Annotated in this window: 17 protein-coding genes, 1 pseudogene and 1 CRISPR repeat array; of the genes and pseudogenes, 1 reads left to right on the top strand and 17 read right to left on the bottom strand. The window is 35.5% G+C overall.

What is annotated here, in order from left to right; translation table 11 throughout:
• Positions 1 to 105 precede the first annotated feature (105 nt).
• From HMPREF0874_RS04770 to HMPREF0874_RS04735, 8 genes are all read right to left on the bottom strand, one after another.
• Positions 106 to 879 carry a hypothetical protein gene (locus HMPREF0874_RS04770; RefSeq protein WP_008602011.1) on the bottom strand — a complete coding sequence of 258 codons (774 nt, stop codon included), beginning with the start codon at positions 877 to 879 and terminating at the stop codon, positions 106 to 108.
• Between the two features lie 498 nt (positions 880 to 1,377).
• Positions 1,378 to 1,731: a Spx/MgsR family RNA polymerase-binding regulatory protein gene (locus tag HMPREF0874_RS04765; RefSeq protein WP_005384960.1), complete on the bottom strand. Its 354-nt coding sequence runs from the start codon at positions 1,729 to 1,731 to the stop codon at positions 1,378 to 1,380.
• 86 nt (positions 1,732 to 1,817) lie between these two features.
• Complete coding sequence (locus tag HMPREF0874_RS04760) at positions 1,818 to 2,138, bottom strand: HigA family addiction module antitoxin (protein WP_008602005.1); 321 nt, start codon at positions 2,136 to 2,138, stop codon at positions 1,818 to 1,820.
• Positions 2,139 to 2,540: 402 nt separating this feature from the next.
• On the bottom strand, positions 2,541 to 3,257 hold the full coding sequence (locus HMPREF0874_RS04755) for a DUF554 domain-containing protein (RefSeq protein ID WP_008602003.1): 717 nt from the start codon (positions 3,255 to 3,257) through the stop codon (positions 2,541 to 2,543).
• A 451-nt stretch (positions 3,258 to 3,708) separates the two neighbouring features.
• The gene (locus HMPREF0874_RS04750) at positions 3,709 to 4,314 is read right to left on the bottom strand and encodes a DNA-3-methyladenine glycosylase I (protein ID WP_039965185.1); all 606 of its coding nucleotides are present in this window, start codon (positions 4,312 to 4,314) and stop codon (positions 3,709 to 3,711) included.
• Complete coding sequence (locus HMPREF0874_RS04745) at positions 4,314 to 4,757, bottom strand: hypothetical protein (protein WP_039965184.1); 444 nt, start codon at positions 4,755 to 4,757, stop codon at positions 4,314 to 4,316. Before HMPREF0874_RS04745 ends, HMPREF0874_RS04750 begins: the two co-directional genes overlap by 1 nt.
• Positions 4,758 to 4,795: 38 nt before the next feature.
• On the bottom strand, positions 4,796 to 5,518 hold the full coding sequence (locus HMPREF0874_RS04740) for a hypothetical protein (RefSeq protein WP_008601998.1): 723 nt from the start codon (positions 5,516 to 5,518) through the stop codon (positions 4,796 to 4,798).
• Positions 5,519 to 5,571: 53 nt separating this feature from the next.
• A complete protein-coding gene (locus tag HMPREF0874_RS04735) occupies positions 5,572 to 6,150 on the bottom strand; it encodes a hypothetical protein (RefSeq protein ID WP_008601995.1) in 579 nt (192 codons plus the stop codon).
• Positions 6,151 to 6,407: 257 nt separating this feature from the next.
• On the opposite strand from HMPREF0874_RS04735, the gene HMPREF0874_RS04730 reads away from it, so the two are divergent.
• Positions 6,408 to 7,742: a hypothetical protein gene (locus HMPREF0874_RS04730; RefSeq protein ID WP_008601994.1), complete on the top strand. Its 1,335-nt coding sequence runs from the start codon at positions 6,408 to 6,410 to the stop codon at positions 7,740 to 7,742.
• A gap of 205 nt (positions 7,743 to 7,947) precedes the next feature.
• Here the strand turns inward: HMPREF0874_RS04730 and HMPREF0874_RS04725 are convergent, their stop codons facing one another.
• The 9 genes and pseudogenes from HMPREF0874_RS04725 to HMPREF0874_RS04680 all read right to left on the bottom strand — a co-directional run bounded on the left by HMPREF0874_RS04725 (position 7,948) and on the right by HMPREF0874_RS04680 (position 21,512).
• Complete coding sequence (locus HMPREF0874_RS04725; protein WP_008601993.1) at positions 7,948 to 8,484, bottom strand: flavin reductase; 537 nt, start codon at positions 8,482 to 8,484, stop codon at positions 7,948 to 7,950.
• Between the two features lie 459 nt (positions 8,485 to 8,943).
• The gene (locus tag HMPREF0874_RS04720) at positions 8,944 to 10,203 is read right to left on the bottom strand and encodes a hypothetical protein (RefSeq protein WP_008601992.1); all 1,260 of its coding nucleotides are present in this window, start codon (positions 10,201 to 10,203) and stop codon (positions 8,944 to 8,946) included.
• Between the two features lie 566 nt (positions 10,204 to 10,769).
• Positions 10,770 to 11,465: direct repeats of the CRISPR family, unit length 36 nt; unit sequence GTTTTAGAGGTTTACAGAATTACACTACTCTCAAAC.
• Between the two features lie 64 nt (positions 11,466 to 11,529).
• On the bottom strand, positions 11,530 to 12,177 hold the full coding sequence (gene csn2 / locus HMPREF0874_RS04715) for a type II-A CRISPR-associated protein Csn2 (RefSeq protein ID WP_232197514.1): 648 nt from the start codon (positions 12,175 to 12,177) through the stop codon (positions 11,530 to 11,532).
• 23 nt (positions 12,178 to 12,200) lie between these two features.
• Positions 12,201 to 12,506, bottom strand: a complete 306-nt coding sequence (gene cas2, locus HMPREF0874_RS04710) for a CRISPR-associated endonuclease Cas2 (protein ID WP_008601990.1) — start codon at positions 12,504 to 12,506, stop codon at positions 12,201 to 12,203.
• Between the two features lie 4 nt (positions 12,507 to 12,510).
• Positions 12,511 to 13,386: pseudogene (cas1, locus tag HMPREF0874_RS04705) on the bottom strand (type II CRISPR-associated endonuclease Cas1).
• A gap of 28 nt (positions 13,387 to 13,414) precedes the next feature.
• Positions 13,415 to 17,602, bottom strand: coding sequence for a type II CRISPR RNA-guided endonuclease Cas9 (cas9, locus tag HMPREF0874_RS04700; RefSeq protein WP_008601988.1), 4,188 nt, complete (start codon positions 17,600 to 17,602; stop codon positions 13,415 to 13,417).
• A 419-nt stretch (positions 17,603 to 18,021) separates the two neighbouring features.
• Positions 18,022 to 18,597 (bottom strand): hypothetical protein, encoded by a 576-nt coding sequence (locus tag HMPREF0874_RS04695; protein ID WP_004694483.1) that lies wholly within the window; start codon positions 18,595 to 18,597, stop codon positions 18,022 to 18,024.
• A 35-nt stretch (positions 18,598 to 18,632) separates the two neighbouring features.
• Complete coding sequence (locus tag HMPREF0874_RS04690; RefSeq protein WP_039965183.1) at positions 18,633 to 19,853, bottom strand: hypothetical protein; 1,221 nt, start codon at positions 19,851 to 19,853, stop codon at positions 18,633 to 18,635.
• 1,089 nt (positions 19,854 to 20,942) lie between these two features.
• A complete protein-coding gene (locus HMPREF0874_RS04680) occupies positions 20,943 to 21,512 on the bottom strand; it encodes a hypothetical protein (RefSeq protein ID WP_004698206.1) in 570 nt (189 codons plus the stop codon).
• Positions 21,513 to 21,517 lie beyond the last annotated feature (5 nt).

Raw genomic sequence — 21,517 nt, 5'->3', positions numbered from 1 at the left:
ATGTACTGTATAATACGTAATGTATAAATACGTACTGTACAACTCACTGTTGTATATACAAAACTCCCCTAGTAATACTTATGATTACTAGGGGAGTTTAATTATTTATGCGATGCACAAGGAGCCGTTTAATACTTTCAGATTATACACAAGACCAAGTCGCGCCAAGCCATGCAATGCAGCGGCCGTTACAGGATTGATAGATCCTAACACACCAGCACCGATAATGACAACGTGGAACAAAATGGACACGATGAGTAAGCCCAAATGACATTGTTTCGCCTCTTTTGAAAGCCCCGCTGTTGGAGAGTTTTCATCTACGAGAGAACCCATCATGAGTGCCACAAGAACGAGTTCCAAAGAGCACGGGCAAAGGATAACTAGCAATGTAATAGTATGCATAAAGTTCTGCGTCAATGCATAGGAACCCATGGAAAGCAACATAACAGCCACAACAATAACAGATGAATAATTGTTGATGCCCTGACGCAAGGCTACAAGCTGTGTAGGCATGATCGGCAACATATCATCATCCAATGTATAGTGTACGTCGCCCGTAATAAGCTGCTCTAAGAAAAAGCCACCATGTACGATGAGTCCTACATAAGCCGCCGTATGATAATCTCCAATCGCAATAAGCGCCACCATGGCTATCACAATAAGGAAATTAGCATGAATCTCTAAATGATCCAAAATACTTTGCACGCTGTTGATGAGCAATGGCAAGCCACAAATGATGACCGTTACCCACGCCAAATCAATAGCTGGATTCATAGGCTCCGTAAGCGTATCTAATATAATAAATAACAAGCCGAGTGCCAAAATAGCCCCCTGCGTGCGCAGAGACACCTGCGCTGATAAAGACTGTAAAAACTTCATATAGACCTCTCTATAAATAAGATACCGGCCTTACTTAATCCGGAAATAAAATACAAAACAATTTATTAAATAGTAAGGTACACCCATGCAATATGACACTAATCTTGTGTTAATATCGTACTAATATTAACCTAACAGTAATCAACTACCGATCTGAAGTACCTTTTGTTTCTATTCTAAATTTTTATAGTACCCATAGGGGTATATCTATTTTGTAAATATTATACAAAATATATAAGTTATATACAAATTAAAATTTTTGATAAATGAAAAATATCTTAACCGTAAAAGAGGTCCTAGTCGTGAGCTCTAATTTCTTTATTAAAACGTAGAAAGAACAGGTCCCTAAAAACGACTTAGCTCGCTATGGAGCTCATTTTAATAGGCACTAGTTGAAGATCCTAATTTCATATAAAAGGAAAAGACCCTATCTCTAAAAATGACTTAGCTCGCTATGGAGGCTTTTAGAGATAGGGGCTTTGACCCAAGGTTATGAAATTAGAGCTTCAACGCCTCAATCCATTCTGCTTCTTTAAATCCAACGAGTACTTTGTCTTCAAGAACCAAGATAGGACGTTTTACAAGCATGCCATTAGATGCTAATAAAGCTAGTTTTTCTTCTTCGCTAAGGTTTGGCAATTTATCCTTTAATTGTTGTTCACGGTAAATCATACCAGACGTATTAAAGAATGCTTTCAAATCCTTACCAGATTGTGGATACCAAGCAGCAATTTCCTCAGCTGTAGGGTTTTCGGACTTGATGTCACGATCTGTGTACTTGATGTTATGATCATCTAAGAATTTCTTTGCTTTTTTGCATGTTGTGCATTTAGGATATTCAACGAATAACATAGGTTCTCCTTATATCAATATTCAATGTTATAACAACTTACTAGTTTAAGATAATTGTACCAAATACATCGAAAATTATCAATCTCTTATTGACAATCTACGGGTTCTAATGAAGCACAATGTGCAATAGAGGATAATACTTCATCCATCCCCTCACTAAGTTTTGCTGTACGCAAATCAACATCCATCTGTAAACGCAAGAAATATCCTTCCGAAACACCAAAGTATTTCGCTAAACGCAACGATGTATCTGCTGAAATAGACCGTGTACCATTCAATATTTCTTGAATCCGTGAAACAGGCACATGTATATCCTTAGCTAATCGATATGCAGATAGTCCTAATGGATCCATAAACTCTTCCTTTAATATTTCACTAATGGTAGGTGTAGGAATAAACTTTTCCATATTAATTTCCTCTCTATTAATGATAATCTACAAATCCGATAATCATAGAATCTCTCCTTTGATTATACCTGTTTAACAGGTATAATTCAATAACATATACTTGAATAATAACTATACATAAAATTAAAATTATTCTACAAACAATTTTGGTAAAAAGATTCTATAAAACATTATCTAAATCCTACACTCGCGATGACTCTATTGGCCACCTATTTCGGAATGTAATCAATTTACCCTATCGTCATAATTGAATTAAAACTATCATTAATTCCCACTTCAACTAAATTAATTTTAAAAAGTAAAAAGACCTACATCCTCGACCGTATCATGTATAAAATACATATTAAAGGTTGAGAGAATATAGGTCTCTTATAAAAATCTATGTATTATTTATAATACTAGTTATAGCAAAAATGTAAGCCCCATTGCCACGAAGATGGCTGGCAAAAGGTTGGCAATACGTACTTTACCAGGCCAGATGAGGTCAATACCAACGCAGAAAATTAGAATAGATCCAACGTAGGATAGGTTATCGATGGCACTAGGTGTCATCAACGGCGCTGCAATATGTGCCATTGCCGTGATGAGCCATTGCGTAATACCTACAGGAATAAAGGAGAACAGCGCCCCTTTTCCCATAGAGGATACCATAACCATAACGATGATGCCGTCGAGGATGCCTTTTAAAAGTAATGTCTGATAATTTCCAGTAAGACCGTCTTGAATGGAACCAAGCACACCCATAGCACCTACGGTAAACGTCAGAGATGCGGTGATAAAGGCGTGCGTAAACTTTGGATCCCCAGCGTTGCCAGTGCGAGCTTTCACCCAGTCACCAAACACAGTAATCCAATGATTAAGGTCGATAATTTCACCAATAACGGCGCCTACGACCATGCTAATAATCATCAATAGAGGGCCCGTTGTCTGTAGAGATCCATTGACAATGACAAGCATATACTGCATGGCCCCGCTCATACCGAGGAGGAGCACGATAATACCGCTCACAATCATGAGCGTTTGCTTTAAATTTTCTTTCATAAAGCGACCAAACGCGAGGCCACATAGGCTGCCAGCTATGATAAGGCCAACATTAATGGCCGTTCCCAAACCAATCATATATTTCCCTTCTTTAATTGTGAAAGTAACACTATCAATTTACTTCAGTATAACAACTATATCGAAATAAATCAATTTATATGGCATAAAATATATAGTTGAAATTGGATTAATTAAAGTTTTTTTAAGACCATACATATAGCCTGATTAATGCTGCTATAGGTCTCCATAATACGGCATTGCTCCTCTTATAGCATTATATATAGCAAAAAGCCTCTACCCAATAAGGGTAGAGGCTCTGTATAGTTTATAGCGTTGAGAGAGAACTAATGATAGACCCGCTTAGGAGAGAGAGAGTATATGTGTTTATATATAAAGCGGGCCGACATGAGATGAGTCGCTATCGCCTCATCGACTTTAGTGTACACCCAATTCCACATAACAACAAATTCAATTATGTAAACACAAGTATGCATAAAAACTATTGTTAACTAATATATATTTATTGCCCTTACGCTTCATCGTCTACAGGTAACCGTACGATATCTGCTGTTTTATTAATCTCCTCAAAGCAAGGGCAGTCTTTACCGTGATCATTGATAAGGCCACTAGCTTGTAGATGCGAATAAATTGTAACAGGACCTACAAACTTAAAGCCCCTCTTCTTTAAATCTTTGCTTATCCGCGTAGATAGACCATTCTTTGTAGGAAAATGACCTTCGGGATGGTTTTCATAAATAATCGTTTTATGATTGGTAAATCCCCAAATATAGTTGCAGAACGAACCAAATTCAGATTGAATACGTTTAAAAGCAGCAGCATTACTTATCATAGTTTCAATTTTAGAGCGAGACTTAATCATACCCTCTGTATTCATGATACGTTCGACATCGCTTTCACCATAAGCAGCCACCGTATCAATATCAAAATGATCAAAACATTCTCGAATGATGTCTCGTTTAATTAAAACCGTAAGCCAGCTGAGGCCACATTGAAAGCTTTCGAGACAAAGATGTTCAAACTGAAGTTGATCATCATGAATTGGTCGGCCCCACTCATAATCGTGGTATTCATGATATAAAGGCGTCGTCGGCCATTCACAAGTAATCTTTTTCATTATACACCTCCATGTGCCCATACAAGGACGTCATACATGAGCGCTACCACTAGGCCCATTACGAGATGACCACCCACATAAAATGGCACTAGATAATAAATGAATAAAAGCAAGGAATGCAAGGCTTTGCGAAGCCATACAATCGGCGTAGATGTGTCGCCCCCTACCTTACTATCAAGCCAATTATGGACGGTGTAAATAGGCGTTCCTAAACGGCGAATCCAGTCTGGAACACGTACCCCAGGATTCAAACCAGGGCAATAGAAGATCACCAAGGGCAACGCCACCACATCAATGACGAGCAATAGGGTTAGCATAAAAGCAAACCAATCTAATTCGCCTTCCCACGTGAAGGGTTGTGCCATGAAACGGGCACCCCACAAATAGGCTTTGTATACGATATACGGTTCTAATAGCCATAATAAGGGCTTCACTACATGCATAATAAACACACTCTCTAAATTTATAAACAGTATTTTAATTATAGCATATTTCCTCTTCTTAACAACGTTTTTTGATACTTACCCACTAATCCATAGTATTTCATCAATTTTGGAAATCTACAGGCAGGATGATAATAATCAAGAACAAGAATATTTGTATTATTTAAGTTTATATATGGATCATCTCCTACCCATACTAAATTTTCACCAAATATGTCGCTTAAATATCTAAATGTTCCACCACAAATGATAACTGTAGGCTGAATAAAACCAATCTCATCTCTTAACTCAAATTTATCAAACTCAACATATTCCTTTAATACAGCATGATTAGATGTCTTTTGCCCCCCACTTTTACGTAAATTTACAATAGCAATCTTATCTAAATAGGACACTCCTGTCTTTTTTTGCTCATCTTCATTTGGTAAATGATGTAACGTCTCTACATCTGTATGTATAATACCTTGAGCCCACAAAGAAATTGTCATCCATGTATTAATTTTACTAACACCTTCTAAGTCGCTACGAATCCATTCGCACAAATCCCACGAATCGTTAGAGCCATTACCATTATAAGCTTCTTTTAAAATAAACAAAGGTCTGCAATTCGAATAAAACCATGTACTTGGGTTAATAATACCATCTCTTATAAATCCATCTGCATCATGGTTAATATCATGAGAGGCATCCTTTAATTTCCATACTAAAAATAATTTATCTATCTCTGCATTATAAAAATCAACCTTAGCATTTACCCCCATACATAATCCCCTCTATAAATACCCCTATCAATAATCTTATCTAAAAATGGAACTTAATTATCACTAATAATAATTTTCGTCACCTTGCTGCCATTGTGCTCGAAAAATATACCTACAATATTGTCACTGTTATAGCGTAGATATCCATAGAACCATCGATTATTAAAGTCTATAAAATCAGGACGGCCATAGATGTCCATCACTTTTTTCAAGGAATCGCCAACAGCAATGCCACGGGCAGTCACGGCATCACGATTACTGACAGTCATATACCATACGATAGGACGACTATCTTGCATCAAAGAATGTCCAAATTTGATGCCCCCATAAGTGAGCTCATCACGTTTCTCACTCGTCGGCTGACCTAGACTAGCTTTTACCGCATCAAAGGACGTACCTAGCGAAACGCCAGCAATTCTCATATCTTCATCAGGCAAAGGGGCTCCAATAGCTTGCCCTGGCCGATAATGACGATATTGCTCCGCTTTGGGCCAAGTTGGTGAAAGCTTAGCATTACTCGTTTCCAACCGATCCATAGCTTTACTTAACCAACTAGCATCGGCAACTAGACTCACATTGCCAGCTAATAATAAAGCCACACCTAAACTAATTGCAATAAATTTTGTTTTCATGTTTCTCTCCTAACCTCTCAAACTACAAATAACCTATAGACCTAATATTAACATAATCACACTGAAATCAGAACCTAACGCTACAATACCTATAAAAAAAGCACTCATGCCCCATAGGGAGTAGTAGCATGTAAACAAAACACGTTTCCATGTCACTTAAAAATATATTCATTTAGTTATATAATTATACTTAATAACATAACCTACGGATTACTACAATACCAATAAATACAGAAATGTAAGCGGGAGATACCACCATGACTAAACTACCACTATTAGCGTGTACTTTCATCATGAGCACTATATTATCACCAATAGGAGCCATCGATGTTAATATTCCTGGTGCAGATTCGAAGATTCCAAAGGATGCCTACGTAAACTACCAAACCACAAACCCTGATATTGAAAAGGATGTAGCAAACTATGTGAAAACATTAAAGTTAACGGACAAGGCTAACGGTATTAATAAAAACGAAATTAAGTATACTAAAGCAGCCTCTATATATCGCGGTCAACATTACCATAATACGGTCATTTCCGTTCATGATCAATACAACCAAATTCGCCTTTCATTCCCCGTAGCAGGCATAAAAAGTGATTATCATATAGGACGTTACCAAAATCCAAGTCGAACCATTGAGGACTATCGAGTGTTAACCAATAATGGAAGTCTCAATTTAGAAATTGACTACGCAGATTTTAAAGACTACGACTGGCGTAACACCAAAACAGCTTATGAAAAGCTAACAGACAAAGACGTCCGTAATTTCTTGCAAGACAATGCAAAACGAAAGTCCTCAAAACAGATTTCTGATATAAAGGGTACTGTATTTTCATATCCTACTGTTACCTACAGCACTTGGGATAGCATGAAGATGCCACACTTTGAAAACGGTAAAAAAGCAACGCTCACCATCGACACGATTAATTTTAAATTTAAGGGCTATAACATGCGTCATCCCTTATATCACGCAGGGTTTGTCTATTATGATAACAACCCCGTTCTGAACAAGGTTCCTACAGATAAATTATTGGCTAATTATGTGCTTCCCTCTGTACAAAACCTAAATGAATTAAATCAATATTCACGCATAGAAAGCTTAAACGGTGTACAATACCGCGTACCAAAAGACGCCATATACGAAGGTGAAAGTAAGGGCTCTGAACACCAAGATATTAGATACTACAAAAAAGGAGATATAACATTCTTTGTTTCTACTGACAATGTTCCTAGAAACCCATATGCGCACGAACTTGTTATAAACGGTCATTACAATTTTAAAACTGATTTAAATACGTTCTGGGATATTTACCGTTACCATCCATCAGCATCAGACTATATCAATTACTCAGTTGTATGGAACAATAACATCCCTGGTCTATCCATACACAGCTATGAACCTAATAAGGATGATCACATCCTAACCTTTAACTCCTATGATGGGACCTATAGCTTTACCTATATCATCTTTTATCCAAGTTTTTTACATGCTAAAGAGGTTCAAAAATTACGAAATATGATTGAGTTCTTTGACTCTACCAATAATCCTAGTTTTAAAATGCAAGAACACGTTCTATTTCCAGAAGCATAGACGATTTATATCAACACCATTATAAAATAGCTTTCATAAGCATTATATTATACAAATATATAAATTAACTAACAAAAGTCGAGCAACTAAACGATAGAAGCTCGACTTTTTTAGTACTAGAAAACTAAAATATACTTAGTTAAGATACAGCATTCACGGTATCCCAAAGAATTGTATGTATGTCTTCATTTGTTATGTGGACAGACTAGCCCTCTATGGCATCAACTACTTCGCCAATGTACATATAATGTGGTTCCCAACGATCATGCCCAGCTTGTGTATATACAGCAGGATTAGATGCGTAATAATCTTTTACCTTTTCTGCCAAATGGGCTTCATCGAATTGGTGTTCATATAGCTTTTTACATACAAATGTTAACTCTGCTTCTTTGAAAGTCACCCCATCGCCTGCCGCAACTGGCGTTAGTCCAGAATTTGCCACCTTATTTTCGTCGCGGCCAGAATGAGAACCTAAATAACCAAGAGCCTTGCGATAACTTTCAGGGAAAAAGCTAACTGTAAAGGTATCATATTTCGCCATAAACTCTTGAGTATAACGTGCTGGATGAATGTACACTGTCACCGTGGATATATCGCCACCATTAGGGCCCCATATGTTGCCCATACTGCCCCAACTAACCGTACATGTATTAAAATCATCAAGCATTCCAGCCGTAACAAGAGCCCAACGATTCTCAAACATGGTAAAAGCTTTATAATCCTTTGTTTCAAATGCTTTCATAAGAACCTCCAGTTTATCTCAATTTGACGATATAAATCTTTACCCCTATAATATAGGTAGATAGTCAGACGAGTCATACCGTCAGGCTCATCTCTGAAAACAAAAAAGCTTGAGAAATGGCCTTTCAGTTATCGAATCATCTAAGATAACGAAGGGCTATTTGTCTTTTATGAGACAAATAAGCGCTATTAAAGCTCCAAAAGCAATAACCACAGTTATCACCTGTAATAAGAGCATGATTATTTCATAATCACTCATAGGCTTATCCCTCCCTTCGATGACGAAGAGAGGCCCAACCTCGTCTAACTATCCTATGCTTATTATATAGCGAACTAATATGCGATACAATAAGCATTATATTATACAAATATATGAATACAGTAATAAAAGCCGAGCTAATTCTATGAATTAAAAGCTGGCGGTAATCGCTTACACCATAAAACTTTAAAACTACATTTCTTATTGAGTTAATATATTAATCCATTCCATATACCACGGTATAAATACTGGGCTCTCTTCAAGTTTCTCCTTATAAGACCCTTCTTCTCGCCATTGTGGCTCTTTTCGTAATCTTGCCGCATCATCAAAGCCCACATATTCGATCATATCTCTCAATTGTTTATGTGTATAAGATGTTTTACTTTCATCATAATTAATGCGATAACTGTAAACGTATACAGAATCTCTCACAACATGACGGAGATAGGATTCACTATTAGGCTTATAGGAATCAACCAAAGAGCCTGCAATTCCATTGTTCCATACTACTGCATACTGTGTAGGTGTGTCTAAATCATTATATTTATGTAAAAAATATAATGTTGGGATCTTAATAATCGTTACATCTGGCTTTTCTTTCTTGATTAAGCTACGTATTACCCGCATTTTAAATCCTGTATCCTCATAGGTTCTTACATCATATGTCTCGTCTTCCACAGTTTCACTGATGAGCTTAGCCGTTTTAGGAATACGATAGTTAAAATTACCCCAATGCTCAACATTAGTATAAGCATCTAATCCAGATAATGATTCGATAGATGGAATAATATAATTACTCATCACCACTTCAGGCGCTTTATCTTGATATGGATCCTCTGTATTTACCCAACCGCCATAGGTAATGCCATAAGATGTATTTGTATCATTTGGTGTAAATTCCGTATACATTACATGGGCATTATTTGACATGAGCTTCCAAGATGTGTTCCGTAATCCTGGATACATATATTTTCCTTTACTTTCAGAATATTTATTAAGCTCTTTAGCATGCGGTGGACCGACAACTAAAAACGCACTGAGGCTTCGAACAGCAAACAAGGGCCCTTGTTTTCCGGATGGAGACTCTACAACATCACCGCGTAAGCTAACATTTGGTACGGATAATCTGATATTCTTATCCCCTTCATGAAGCAACACAACTGTAGACTGCGAATAATCTGCAAGCTCCGAAGCCTTAACAAAACCAGACCGTTCTCGATATAACTTATCCAGTTTCGATGCCGGATTTACAGACTTCGATTCTACAAATTGAATATATGACTCTACCTCTTGCTCCGCCACCTTATTAATATGTCGATAATCTTCATACGCATTAGCAGGAATACTCACATCCGCCCCAGGCATAGGTGGCTGTCCGGCTGGCACTTCGATCTGTACAGCACTTACATTTATGGTGAAAGCAGTTGCTAGTGCCATCATAATTACACTTTTACGTAACATAGTACCCTCTCTCAATTTTTATAAAATAAATAAGCACAGACTTATTAGCATAAGTATACTATGCAAATAAGTCTGTGCCTATGATTAATAATTTTATAATTTAGTATATAAGATTTACCTATATTGATATTTATAAGGTTTATCTCAATTTGACGATATAAATCTTTATCCCTATAATATAGGTAGATAGTCAGACGAGTAGTGCCGTCAGGCTCATCTCTAAATCAGTAAAACATTAGGAAATGGCCTTTCAGTTATCTAGTTACACTAGGCAACGGAGGGCTATTTGCTTCTTGTAAGGCAAATAAGTGCTATTAAAGCCCCAAAAGCAATAACAATAGCCATTACTTGTAACAAAAGCATGATTATTTCATAATCGCTCATAGACTTATCCCTCCCTTCGAAAACGAAGAGAGTCCCAACCTCGTCTAACTATCCTAAATCTATTATAGAGCGAACTAATATACGATACAATAAGCATCATATTATATAAATATATAAATTAACAAATAAAGCCGAGCTACTAAAACAAGGTAGCTCGGCTTTTTATATCGTTTCACAAATTTATAATCTACTAAATTCTAATTACATTACTCTCAAACCAACTCTTTAAAGAAGGATCTAATTTGCTCGTTTTAAAGGTTTACAGAATTACACTACTCTCAAACTGCATCCAACAAATGACTTTACTGATTTGCGTTTTAGAGGTTTACAGAATTACACTACTCTCAAACAGGAATTCCGTGAATGGATGGGCGAAGATGGTTTTAGAGGTTTACAGAATTACACTACTCTCAAACTCAGAACGTGTTTCTACATCAGAAAATGTTGTTTTAGAGGTTTACAGAATTACACTACTCTCAAACCATATCTTCAATAGACATATTTTTACGGATGTTTTAGAGGTTTACAGAATTACACTACTCTCAAACACTCCGATTGTCGCACCCGCTCCCAGTATTGTTTTAGAGGTTTACAGAATTACACTACTCTCAAACTACAGTAACAATGATGCGAACTCCTGCAGCGTTTTAGAGGTTTACAGAATTACACTACTCTCAAACAATCCACTTGATGACAGTCTTAAAAATATTGTTTTAGAGGTTTACAGAATTACACTACTCTCAAACTGGTGCTCGTAGGTGCGAACTCTCCGAGCAGTTTTAGAGGTTTACAGAATTACACTACTCTCAAACACCTACTGCTTAATTAATTACAAAGCGCCCGTTTTAGAGGTTTACAGAATTACACTACTCTCAAACCCCAAATTAAATTTGAGGCTCAAGAATAACTCGAGCTACCACTAGGTGTAATTCTGTATCCTCTTCAAATAACACAGAAATCATTATCTAAAATATACCCATTTATAAGGCTTTTATCAAGTTTTTCTTTGTTAAGAGATCCAGTTGTTAGACAAACCAGTCGTAATTGCCGACTTAGCATATTTTGATAAAATGCATTAAGTTCATCGTCATTTAAAACTAGATCTAAATTCACCATAATATACAGCATAGGAGATAATAATGTATCCACCACTTCTATATAGGACATTAAATCCATAACATCTCCTTTACGATTAAACTCAAAATTAAAACTCCCTAATTTAATAAGTTCAGCAGTCCCAATTTCAAGTTTATGTTGGATTGATAAAGGATATCCAAATTCTAAAGAATAGTAAAAGGCATGAAGTCGATTTACAATATCCGCTACCTCTTCAGTCATCAATAAAGCGTCTTTAGATAGTTGATTTTGTAATTTAGTTAATAAAGTTTTACTATTTACATCTACATATAATGGATTAAGTATCATATGGCTATACTTATCTATACTAAAAGCTTTATTATTATCATTTAAGATCCAAGGCCCTTCACCACCATCACACTGTATATCGAGCTCTGTAACCATATGTCGAAAAGCTTTACAATCTTCAAAAGATATAACGGTTACCTTATCATGAAATATCTCAAAGTCCAATATAGAATCTTAATACATTAATTTCATATCACGAGCACCCTCTCTGTTGAATCTATAACTTCACTTTGCTTATCTCCAACTACAATTTCCATTCTTGAAAACTGCTTTTCTGTTACAGTTAACATAAATAAGCTACCGCTAGGTGGCTTATTTTTACGCACATGTTCCATAATAAGATTAGCGCTAGTTGTATTAAGAACTAACTTTGAATATACAGACTCTTGTAACATCAGAAAGCCAGATACAATTAAGTACTTTCTAAAATTCCTATATTCTTTTCGATCTTCCGAAGTTAACGTCGGTAAGTCGAACATTACTAGTATTCTCATAAATCTATAGCTCATATTCTATAAACCTAATCTGATTAGCATTTTGAGTACACAATGCATCAAACACACTTTTACAATAAATACGAATCGCTACACTAAATGTTTGAACGGTATCATTAATCTTTACATCTTCAGATAGCAATTCTATAAGAGCAAGCTTCACATTACGGTCAAATTCTGTAGGTCTTAACTTGATAACTACTGCATCAACAAATCCACGCAATGGTTCCATTAGATCAGATCCTAAATTATACGGATTAAATTGATTACAGTGATTTAACCCTAATTGTGTAATATATCCTAAAGATAAAATCTCTCGATTTACTGCAGAAAGCAATATCGCATATCCATAATTAAGGGCTGCATTAATAGGATTATCTTGTTCTCGAGAAAATGATTTTCCAAACAAAGCATTAAAATATACCTTTGCAGCATGACCTTCACGTTGCGTTTCATCGTTTAAAGTCAACTCATCCAGATATTGATATAGTAAATCTGCCTCAGCTAAATTCTGATGCTATAATAAGTCTGCTTGATTCATAATTTTATGCCGTACAATTTCAGTCCAAATATAAGCCTGTACATCTTTAGACCAATTAGCTTGCTCCCGACAACGTTTACTACTATTATGACTACCATGTAATGGAAGAACCTCACTCGCTGGATTTCGTTTCTCATCACAAAATACAATAGCCACCTTCTTTTTAATCAACTCATTTAAGAGTACGGCGGTGAGGCTCACCGCCGTAGATTCAATAATCAACATATAGATTTCATCAATATATACTTTAGTCGTTTCAAAGTCCTTACGAATAATCATGTAATTCATTTTAAAATCTAACTTAGAACGACTACCTATGACTACCGTACGCCAACTCATAATAACCCCTAATACTAACTCCCACGTTTTAAACTATAGTTATTTCATGAGAATATAGACCCGTAATAGATTCATTTACAATTTTAAATTCATCTAATGACGAAATCTTAAAATTAACAACTTTACGAGATGCGCTAACATTTATAGTACTTAAAGATAGTTTTTTATTCATATTAGTAAAAATATTAAGCAGCTCAGCTAATGCCTTACATCGTTCTTCTAAAGAAAGTTTTATAAATTGTTTTCTTCCTATATTATTAACATCTGTTAACTTATTACCTCTCATCTTCAAATAAATAAGCTCGTTAAACTTAGATACCAAATAATCGAATAATTTTTGCGTATACTCTAAAGTTATATTTTCAACCTGATTATTTATTGGATTTCTAGATTTGACCGATGACGCTTTAAGCGCAATATTTTTATTTTCTGATATTATAGCTGTAAATTTCTCAACCAATTTTATATAAAACTGAATCTCTAAAGGAACTATAAGTTGAATTGCGTTATCAATACAAAAACGATCATTTGATCGGCCACCTAAATAATAGTTAAATCCATCAATTTTTAATAACTGATCATTATATACTTTTTTATAAATTATTCGTAGATTATTAGCCTTTGGTAAAACCGTTTTTATATATTCTAAAAGAGCTTGCTTCGTTAAAGTCTTAGTAGCTATAAATATAGGTATTGGTATAAATGCCTTGATACTGTTATTCTTTTTATCACTATACTCAATAATCGTATAGTATGCATTCTTTATATCTGAATAGCCTCCATATTTCATATTCTGTGACATAATTGGATCATTAGCTTTTATTGGTAAATATATATCAGCCTTAACTTTACTCGCCTTAGTCAAATTAATATCAGACAATTGTCCCTTTTGTTCATAAACACGCTTCGTAACTCGAACATCGTTGCTGTCCATCATTTTCTTAACAGTATCCATGCTTGTTTTTACAGCCCAAGCTTTACCATCTTTAGCATTAGTACATTTGACGTCATAGTTGAACATCTTCGCCAGATTATATGTACGATTAGCTCCATTCTTTTTAAAGAATGCACGGAAGTTACGAGTAAATCTTTCATGATATACATTACCAACAACAATATTTAAATAAGCATCTTTAGCATGATGGTGATGATTCAATGAGCGAACTTTGATAAAGTCATTATCATGACGGAAGTCTGTTACATTTTCAGCCTTTACAAAGACTACATCAACACCTGGGTAAAGACGACGGAGTAATGTTGTGGCTGCCTTAACTGATTGATTAGTTTCAACTAATTGACGAGCAATAAAACCACTTAAATCATCAGCTGTAAGCGGTGTAATGCGAGTAAGGCGCTCATATTTCCGTTCACTAATAAGACCTTGTTGCTTTAAGAATATCCAGAACGCCTTTTGTGCCTTTTGAATTTCTTTACTAATTGGATATGTATCTGATTTCTGAGCATTTGCAGTTCGTTTACATAACACTAAGTTATCAAAACTATCATCCTTGGTAAGGCTACGAGGATAAATATGATCAATATCATAGTTATCTGTATTTAACTGACTTAAATCTATAACTTCACCAGTATAAGCACAGCGTCCCATTTGAGTGTAGTATAAATAAAGCTTTTTACTTCTTAAAGCCGCATCATCATATTTAGCTAGTCCTGATTTTAGCCCTCCAAACTCTTCGTTCGTAAGTCCACTTAATAATGCATCATCTTTTTTTATTGCTGCATATAAATCTGATAATCGTTTTTGGCGAGAATCTTTTTTCTTTTTCTCCGCTTTATTTGACCGTGTTACTTCTACAAAGATACGAGCCGGTAAAGTTTTTTTAATATGTACAATTTCATCAACGATGCGCAATGCTTGCCATACCGCACGTTTAACAGCAGGTGAAAGCGCTAAATCATCGATAATATCATGAGGGTTCACGATTTGACCTTCTATTAATTTAGCATTTATTTCTTGAATACGTTCCATAAAAGAGAATTTATCGCCTAATAGTTCCATCAAGTTATAGCTGAAATTACGCATCAATATAATAATAGTTTCAGGCGTACCATCACCAGCTTTATCGCAGCCCTCGATAACATTCAGTAACTTTCTGGAAAGACGTCCCCAATCTCGATATCTTAATTTTGACAATTTTTTGATAGCTTCATCATCAAGGCGCGAAGAAAATTTATTACGCAATGTTTCTCGTAACATTTTCTTACTTTCACCAAAGATAGTAATATCCGTAATAATCTCTTCGGCCATAGACAAATCAAAATTATTACCAAGAATACGAACCATATCACGATAAGAGGCTAAATCATTTTTAATTTCTCCATCAAGACCTGTAATCTCAGGTTTATGCTTCTCAGGGATATAATTATTATCCTTTAAGAATTGCTCTATACGATTTTTAGTCATCTTCTTATGGTCTTGCTTAAATACAGCCTCAATAAGATGTTCTTTTACTGCTTTCTCTAATGGCTTACCATCAATACGTACATTATTTAGTTCGTTAAGCAACATAAACTCACTATACAAAAGTGATGATTTGGGCAGCACATCCTCGCCCAAAAGGTAAGTGCATTTATTAGTAAGGTTTTTGATAAAAGCTGCTGCTGATTTTTCCCGATCAATTTTATCATCAAAATTCCACGGAGTTACTCGTCCAGATGCTTTCCGAACCGCCCAAGCAAAACCACCGTTATCTACATTATGATGAGTATTTAAAGGCCCTACGTAATACGGAATGCGAAACTCAAGCATTTTAATAAGTTTCTCTGCTACAGAAAAACCATCCGCCACTTCATTTAAAAATGGGAATTTAGGACCACATTTAGCAAGAATTACTTTAAGTTCTTCTAAATGTAATTGATACGGAATTACGCCATTATCTTTAATCCGTTGTAGTGGCAATAAGGTTTGTAATTCAATTTCACTAAGAATATACTCTTTATCCTTAGAATCTGGTAATCCCTCTACTACCTTTTTAGTGTACTTATAAAAATCTTCACGGTTACAACTCGTTTCCTCAGTACGACCTTGTTTAATATAATGCACATAGTTGTGTAGACCTTTTTCATCAACTTTGAACATGGTATTGTAAATGCTTCTATCCGACTTTAGTAAAGATTTCAATATAGCTAAATCATCTTTATGCTTCTTGAAAGCTTTTACCTTAGATTCAGAAATAGTAAGGCCAGGTTCTTTAATAGACATGAGGATAATAGCATCATATACAGATTTACAATCATCAATAATATGAATCTCGTCCCCCCAAACTTTAGCTAGGTCATCACGTCTCTCATCATATGTATCCCCTATAATTTGTAACTTTTTAAGATCTTCATCTAAATCCTCTACAGAGCCGAATAAGTCAGTAAGGCTCGCAGATAAACCTAACACCAAATTAGCAAATGATTTAAGTCTTTTTTTATCCTCCTTGACCTGTTCTTTTTGAGTTTTACCAGAAGTATCCACTTCATCAGTAATTATATATGTATCAACAAGACGTTCTATGGCCTTTGCTTTGTCAGATTTTGTTTTACCTAGCTCCATAAGGATTTGACCGATAGAACCAATTGCAGCACTAGAATCAAAACAATTGAACGTAATATTTTCTAAGGCTTGTTTAAGAACATCATCAAGTGTAGAGGCGTTAGAATCAAATGTTGCACCTTCATAGAGGAAGTTACCACGGTACTTTAAAATATGGTGTACTGCTAAAAAGAGCTTGCGAATGTCGTCAGTACCAGATTTCATCAATGCTACGCGCAAGTGATAAATAGTAGGATACTCTTTATAATAATCTTGATCAGTATAGTTTTTATCGATAAACAAAATATGTTTAGAACTATGACCGGTCGTTTTATCCTCATAGTGGTACTTACTTTCACGAAGGCGCATAAAGAATGTAGGATCCACCTGTGCCATAGCATCAGCAAACAATTCTTCTAATAGTTTTAAGCGTAATTTACGACGTTCCAAACGACGACGCATGGACCGGAATCCACGACGTGCTACAGCGGATTCTCCCTCATCAAACAAACGACTTCCCCACATTTTATGAGATCGAAATTTCAGCAACTCATAGGCCTTATTGGTTACTGCCCAGCCCACTGAGCTTGTACCAATATCTAACCCCACAAAATAATCTTTAATTGGATATCCTTTCAAATGACTTGAAATAAGTTGGTTCGATGCTTGCGTTTCCATAAGTCCTCTCCTTTGGAAATTAATAATTGACATTCATCAAATGCTTAACTATACTATAAGTAATCCAACTAGTTTTGGAGGTTTACAGAATTACATTACGAGTTCAAATACAAATTAATTTACAATGCCTTCGGGCTGCCCGACGTAGGGCACCTACTCTCAATTCTTCGGAATTGAGTTTTTTATTGCCAAAATTTACTATTTAAACGTGATATATAATCTATAAGTCGCCAAACACCGTATAATTAACTTCATTTTAGCATAAAACAATAAATTAATTCATATGTTTTTCATAAATCTTATAATTATACTCATAATCGAATACATAAAAGTTAATAAATAGTTATGTTTATAAGTAAAGCCGAGCTACTCAAAATTTAACGTAGCTCGGCTTTTTCGTCTCTTTTATTCTAATATAATTATCTATAAATCATAATTTTACTTACTTTATCGCCTTTTTGTTCAAATTGTATGCCATGCATCATATCCGTACGATAGCGATATTTCCCATAAAACCATCGATTATTAGAGTCTACTAAATCAGGTCTACCGTATACATTAAGGACTTTTCGCATGGAGTCGCCTACGGCAATGCCTCTATGTGTTGTGGCATCACGATTCTCGATCATCATATAGGTAACAACTGACTCTACACCATCCATTTTAAAACTCCCAAAGGTAACACCACCATAGGTGAGTCCTCTACTAGTTTCTTTAGTAGGCTGCCCCAAACTTGCTTTCACACTATCAAAGGTATTACCTAATGAAACACCAAGAACCATCATATCCTCGTCTGGTAAGTTAGCACCTACAAGTTGTCCTCCCGCATAATGAGTATACTGCTCAGCTTTCGGCCAATCGTAAGACTGTTTCGCTGCATTTGTTTCAAGGCGATCCCACGTTTTGCTCAACCAACTTGCATCTGTCACATAACTATAACCACTTACCAATTGCAGGCCGATAACAAGCCCCGTAATCATGTATTTTCTTTTCATGTTCTCTCTCCTGAACGATCTTATAAACAACTGAATTACATTTTATTTTTACTTTGCATACGGATTACTTTATTCCGCAGTGTCTCAACATTTGCAAAATCAGAATATTCTACCGTATTACGCAGCTGAATATGAGAATATGGCGTAGCCCCATCAATATAAACTAAGCTCATTATATATACATTCTTGTCATCACGTAAGAATCGATGCATTAAAGACGTTTTTCCTGGTTGATAGTTATCTACTAAAAGACTAGGAACGCCATTATTCCAAACAGATGCTGATTGAATAGGTGCATCACCTATGATTTGACTTTCTGGCTTTATTTCCGAAATCTCGTCAATAAATGAATAGATATATTTATCATCTACTTTTACAGGTTTCTTAGCTACAATAAGTCGGATACCTGATCCACGATAGTCTCTCATTTCGGCAGAGTCCTTTAACGATTTCTGTGCTATTAGTTTGAGCCCTTTAGGAATACGATATGTGAAATTATCCCATTGAATACTTTCACTATAATGATCCATGTCATCTAACGATCGAATCGACGGAATTACATAATTACTCATAACGTGCTCGAGCTTGCCGGTAACAGGCTGATTTTTGTAGCTAAGACCTACCATATATTCTTGATTCGGTTGATTAAATAAACCAACTACAGCAACCATAGCAGGCGTATTCTCACCGAAAGACTCAGTTTCAATAGCCCATTTACCATGTGTGATACCCGGATATGTAAACTCCCCTTTTCGCTCTGATTTTAATTTGCCTAATGCATCATCATAATTCTGTTTTGTACCAATCGCAAAAAATATGGAATTCTCTCTTACAATAGATAAACGTTCACCATCACTGCGTTTTGGGTAATACTTACTTGCTAATAGTAGTCCAGGAACAGATGCCCGAATGTTATTACGCTCATCATGCAACAACACAACTGCAGACTCATTAACAAGTAAGTCCATCAACTTCTCCGAATCGCTTGCTATCTGATTGACTTCATCTCGTGTTAGTCCCCAGTCAGTTACATACATGTCCATGCGTTTTTTAGATTCAGAATGTAATTTTATAACATCACTAGCTCCTACATTGCTCAAGCTACCGGCCCGATAGTTTTCATAGGCATTGGCAGGGATATTCGCATCTGCCCCTGGTATAGGTGGCTGTCCTGCTGGCACTTCTATCTGTACAGCGCTTACATTCATGGTGAAAGCAGCTAGTACAGCCATGATAATCAAACTTTTACGTAACATAAAACCCTCTCTTTTTTCTCTCACATTACAACATAAATAAGCACAACCTTATTAGCATAAGTATACTATGTAAACAAGGCTGTGCCTATTATTAATAATTTTATAATTTAGTATATGTATGATATATCTATAATTGGTATATATAAGGTTTATCTCCATTTGACGATATATCCCTTTATCCCTATAATATAAGTAGATAGTCAGACGAGTAGTGACGTCAGGCTCATCTCACAAACAAATAACATGTAGAAATGGCCTTTTCGTTTTATCTAATTTCCGAAGAAACGAAGGGCTATTTTGCTATTTCTAGACAAATAAGCGCCACAAGTGCTCCAAAGGATATCATGACTGATAAAATCCCAAGGATAATCATAATGATTTTATAACCACTCATAAGCAACCCTCCCTTCAAAAACGAAGAGAGGCCCAACCTCGCCTAACTATCCTAAGTCTATTATAGAACGAACTAATATGCGATACAATAAGCATTATATTATATAAATATACGAATAAACTAATAAAAGCCAAGTTATTCCTAACTATGAATAGCTTGGCTTTTACATTATGTAAATAAGTTAAAAATATATCAGAAATCTAATATGCGTATTTAGGAGCTTTCAAAAGCTAATGAAATATCAGTCCAATAATAATCAGAATCGGAGCCAGGTAAGAAACACAAAAATAACAATAGCTAAAACAATAATAGTGCCATACATTAATATCCCTAGCTTTATAACAAAATCTATACTATAAAAGATAAATGTCCCCACTAAAGATTGGTCTTTCAAAGAAAAGTACCAAGCTTTCACTCTATAATAAATTTTTGGTTTATCAAACGCTGGATATAGTTTCTCATGCCACAAAATAAGCCACGGTAAAACCCAAATATTCCCAAAGGTTAATATCAATACTGGCAAATAATCCCTTAATGGATATGCTTCTAATACATATCGATCATAGAGCAATGTATAGAAAGCCCAAATAGAGATTCCCCAAATAAGTAAAAGCACAAGCTTTATTAGGAGTCCAAAAACAAGTTTTATCTATGTTTATTCACTGTTTTAACCACTCTAGTGCCATACATAAATATTACAACTCATCATCATAAGATAGTCCAAAGATCTTTTTATAGATCAAATTAGGCAATTTATATTTTTCATCACCAAATTCAGCAGGTAGAATCATAGCTTTTAGATTTTCTGCATATATACGTTGTTGGCGAATTTGTCCATTATTGTAATAGGTACCGCCATCATTAACGGTCCCTGTAATTCCTGAACTTCCTTGCTTTGCACGCCAAATAGAGATATATGGGGTCTTATCACCTTGTTTTAAACTTCTATCATGATCATTAATCAAATGGCGCAAAGAACGATCCATTTGGTAATCGTATTGTACTGAAAGTCCTTGAATCATATTCGCAGCAGGCATGGAAACATAAATGACGGCTTCAATACGACGATGGCCATTCGGCGCCGTTACAGACTTAACAGATGAAAGATCCAAATATTTTCCATCTCCTCTTCCAGAGTCAGCACTCGAATCGATGTGTTCAAATCGTTCTGCGTTTAATAAGTCAGCTTGTGATACGGCTTGGATTTGCATTGGCAATACGAGGCAGCTTAGTAACCATAGTGAAAGTAAATATATGCGTTTCATCATCC

It is taken from the genome of Veillonella sp. 6_1_27, assembly GCF_000163735.1.
GTDB classification, from domain to species: Bacteria; Bacillota; Negativicutes; order Veillonellales; family Veillonellaceae; genus Veillonella; species Veillonella parvula_A.
Note: the sequence above shows the minus strand (reverse complement) of the source record. Positions and strands in the feature narration are given on the sequence as shown.

Bases quoted from the DNA above. Each gene is read 5' to 3' on its own strand.
- HMPREF0874_RS04770 (WP_008602011.1), bottom strand. From the start codon at position 879: ATGAAGTTTTTACAGTCTTTATCAGCGCAGGTGTCTCTGCGCACGCAG.
- HMPREF0874_RS04765 (WP_005384960.1), bottom strand. From the start codon at position 1,731: ATGTTATTCGTTGAATATCCTAAATGCACAACATGCAAAAAAGCAAAG.
- HMPREF0874_RS04760 (WP_008602005.1), bottom strand. From the start codon at position 2,138: ATGGAAAAGTTTATTCCTACACCTACCATTAGTGAAATATTAAAGGAA.
- HMPREF0874_RS04755 (WP_008602003.1), bottom strand. From the start codon at position 3,257: ATGATTGGTTTGGGAACGGCCATTAATGTTGGCCTTATCATAGCTGGC.
- HMPREF0874_RS04750 (WP_039965185.1), bottom strand. From the start codon at position 4,314: ATGAAAAAGATTACTTGTGAATGGCCGACGACGCCTTTATATCATGAA.
- HMPREF0874_RS04745 (WP_039965184.1), bottom strand. From the start codon at position 4,757: ATGCATGTAGTGAAGCCCTTATTATGGCTATTAGAACCGTATATCGTA.
- HMPREF0874_RS04740 (WP_008601998.1), bottom strand. From the start codon at position 5,518: ATGGGGGTAAATGCTAAGGTTGATTTTTATAATGCAGAGATAGATAAA.
- HMPREF0874_RS04735 (WP_008601995.1), bottom strand. From the start codon at position 6,150: ATGAAAACAAAATTTATTGCAATTAGTTTAGGTGTGGCTTTATTATTA.
- HMPREF0874_RS04730 (WP_008601994.1), top strand. From the start codon at position 6,408: ATGACTAAACTACCACTATTAGCGTGTACTTTCATCATGAGCACTATA.
- HMPREF0874_RS04725 (WP_008601993.1), bottom strand. From the start codon at position 8,484: ATGAAAGCATTTGAAACAAAGGATTATAAAGCTTTTACCATGTTTGAG.
- HMPREF0874_RS04720 (WP_008601992.1), bottom strand. From the start codon at position 10,203: ATGTTACGTAAAAGTGTAATTATGATGGCACTAGCAACTGCTTTCACC.
- cas2 (WP_008601990.1), bottom strand. From the start codon at position 12,506: ATGAGAATACTAGTAATGTTCGACTTACCGACGTTAACTTCGGAAGAT.
- cas9 (WP_008601988.1), bottom strand. From the start codon at position 17,602: ATGGAAACGCAAGCATCGAACCAACTTATTTCAAGTCATTTGAAAGGA.
- HMPREF0874_RS04695 (WP_004694483.1), bottom strand. From the start codon at position 18,597: ATGAAAAGAAAATACATGATTACGGGGCTTGTTATCGGCCTGCAATTG.
- HMPREF0874_RS04690 (WP_039965183.1), bottom strand. From the start codon at position 19,853: ATGTTACGTAAAAGTTTGATTATCATGGCTGTACTAGCTGCTTTCACC.
- HMPREF0874_RS04680 (WP_004698206.1), bottom strand. From the start codon at position 21,512: ATGAAACGCATATATTTACTTTCACTATGGTTACTAAGCTGCCTCGTA.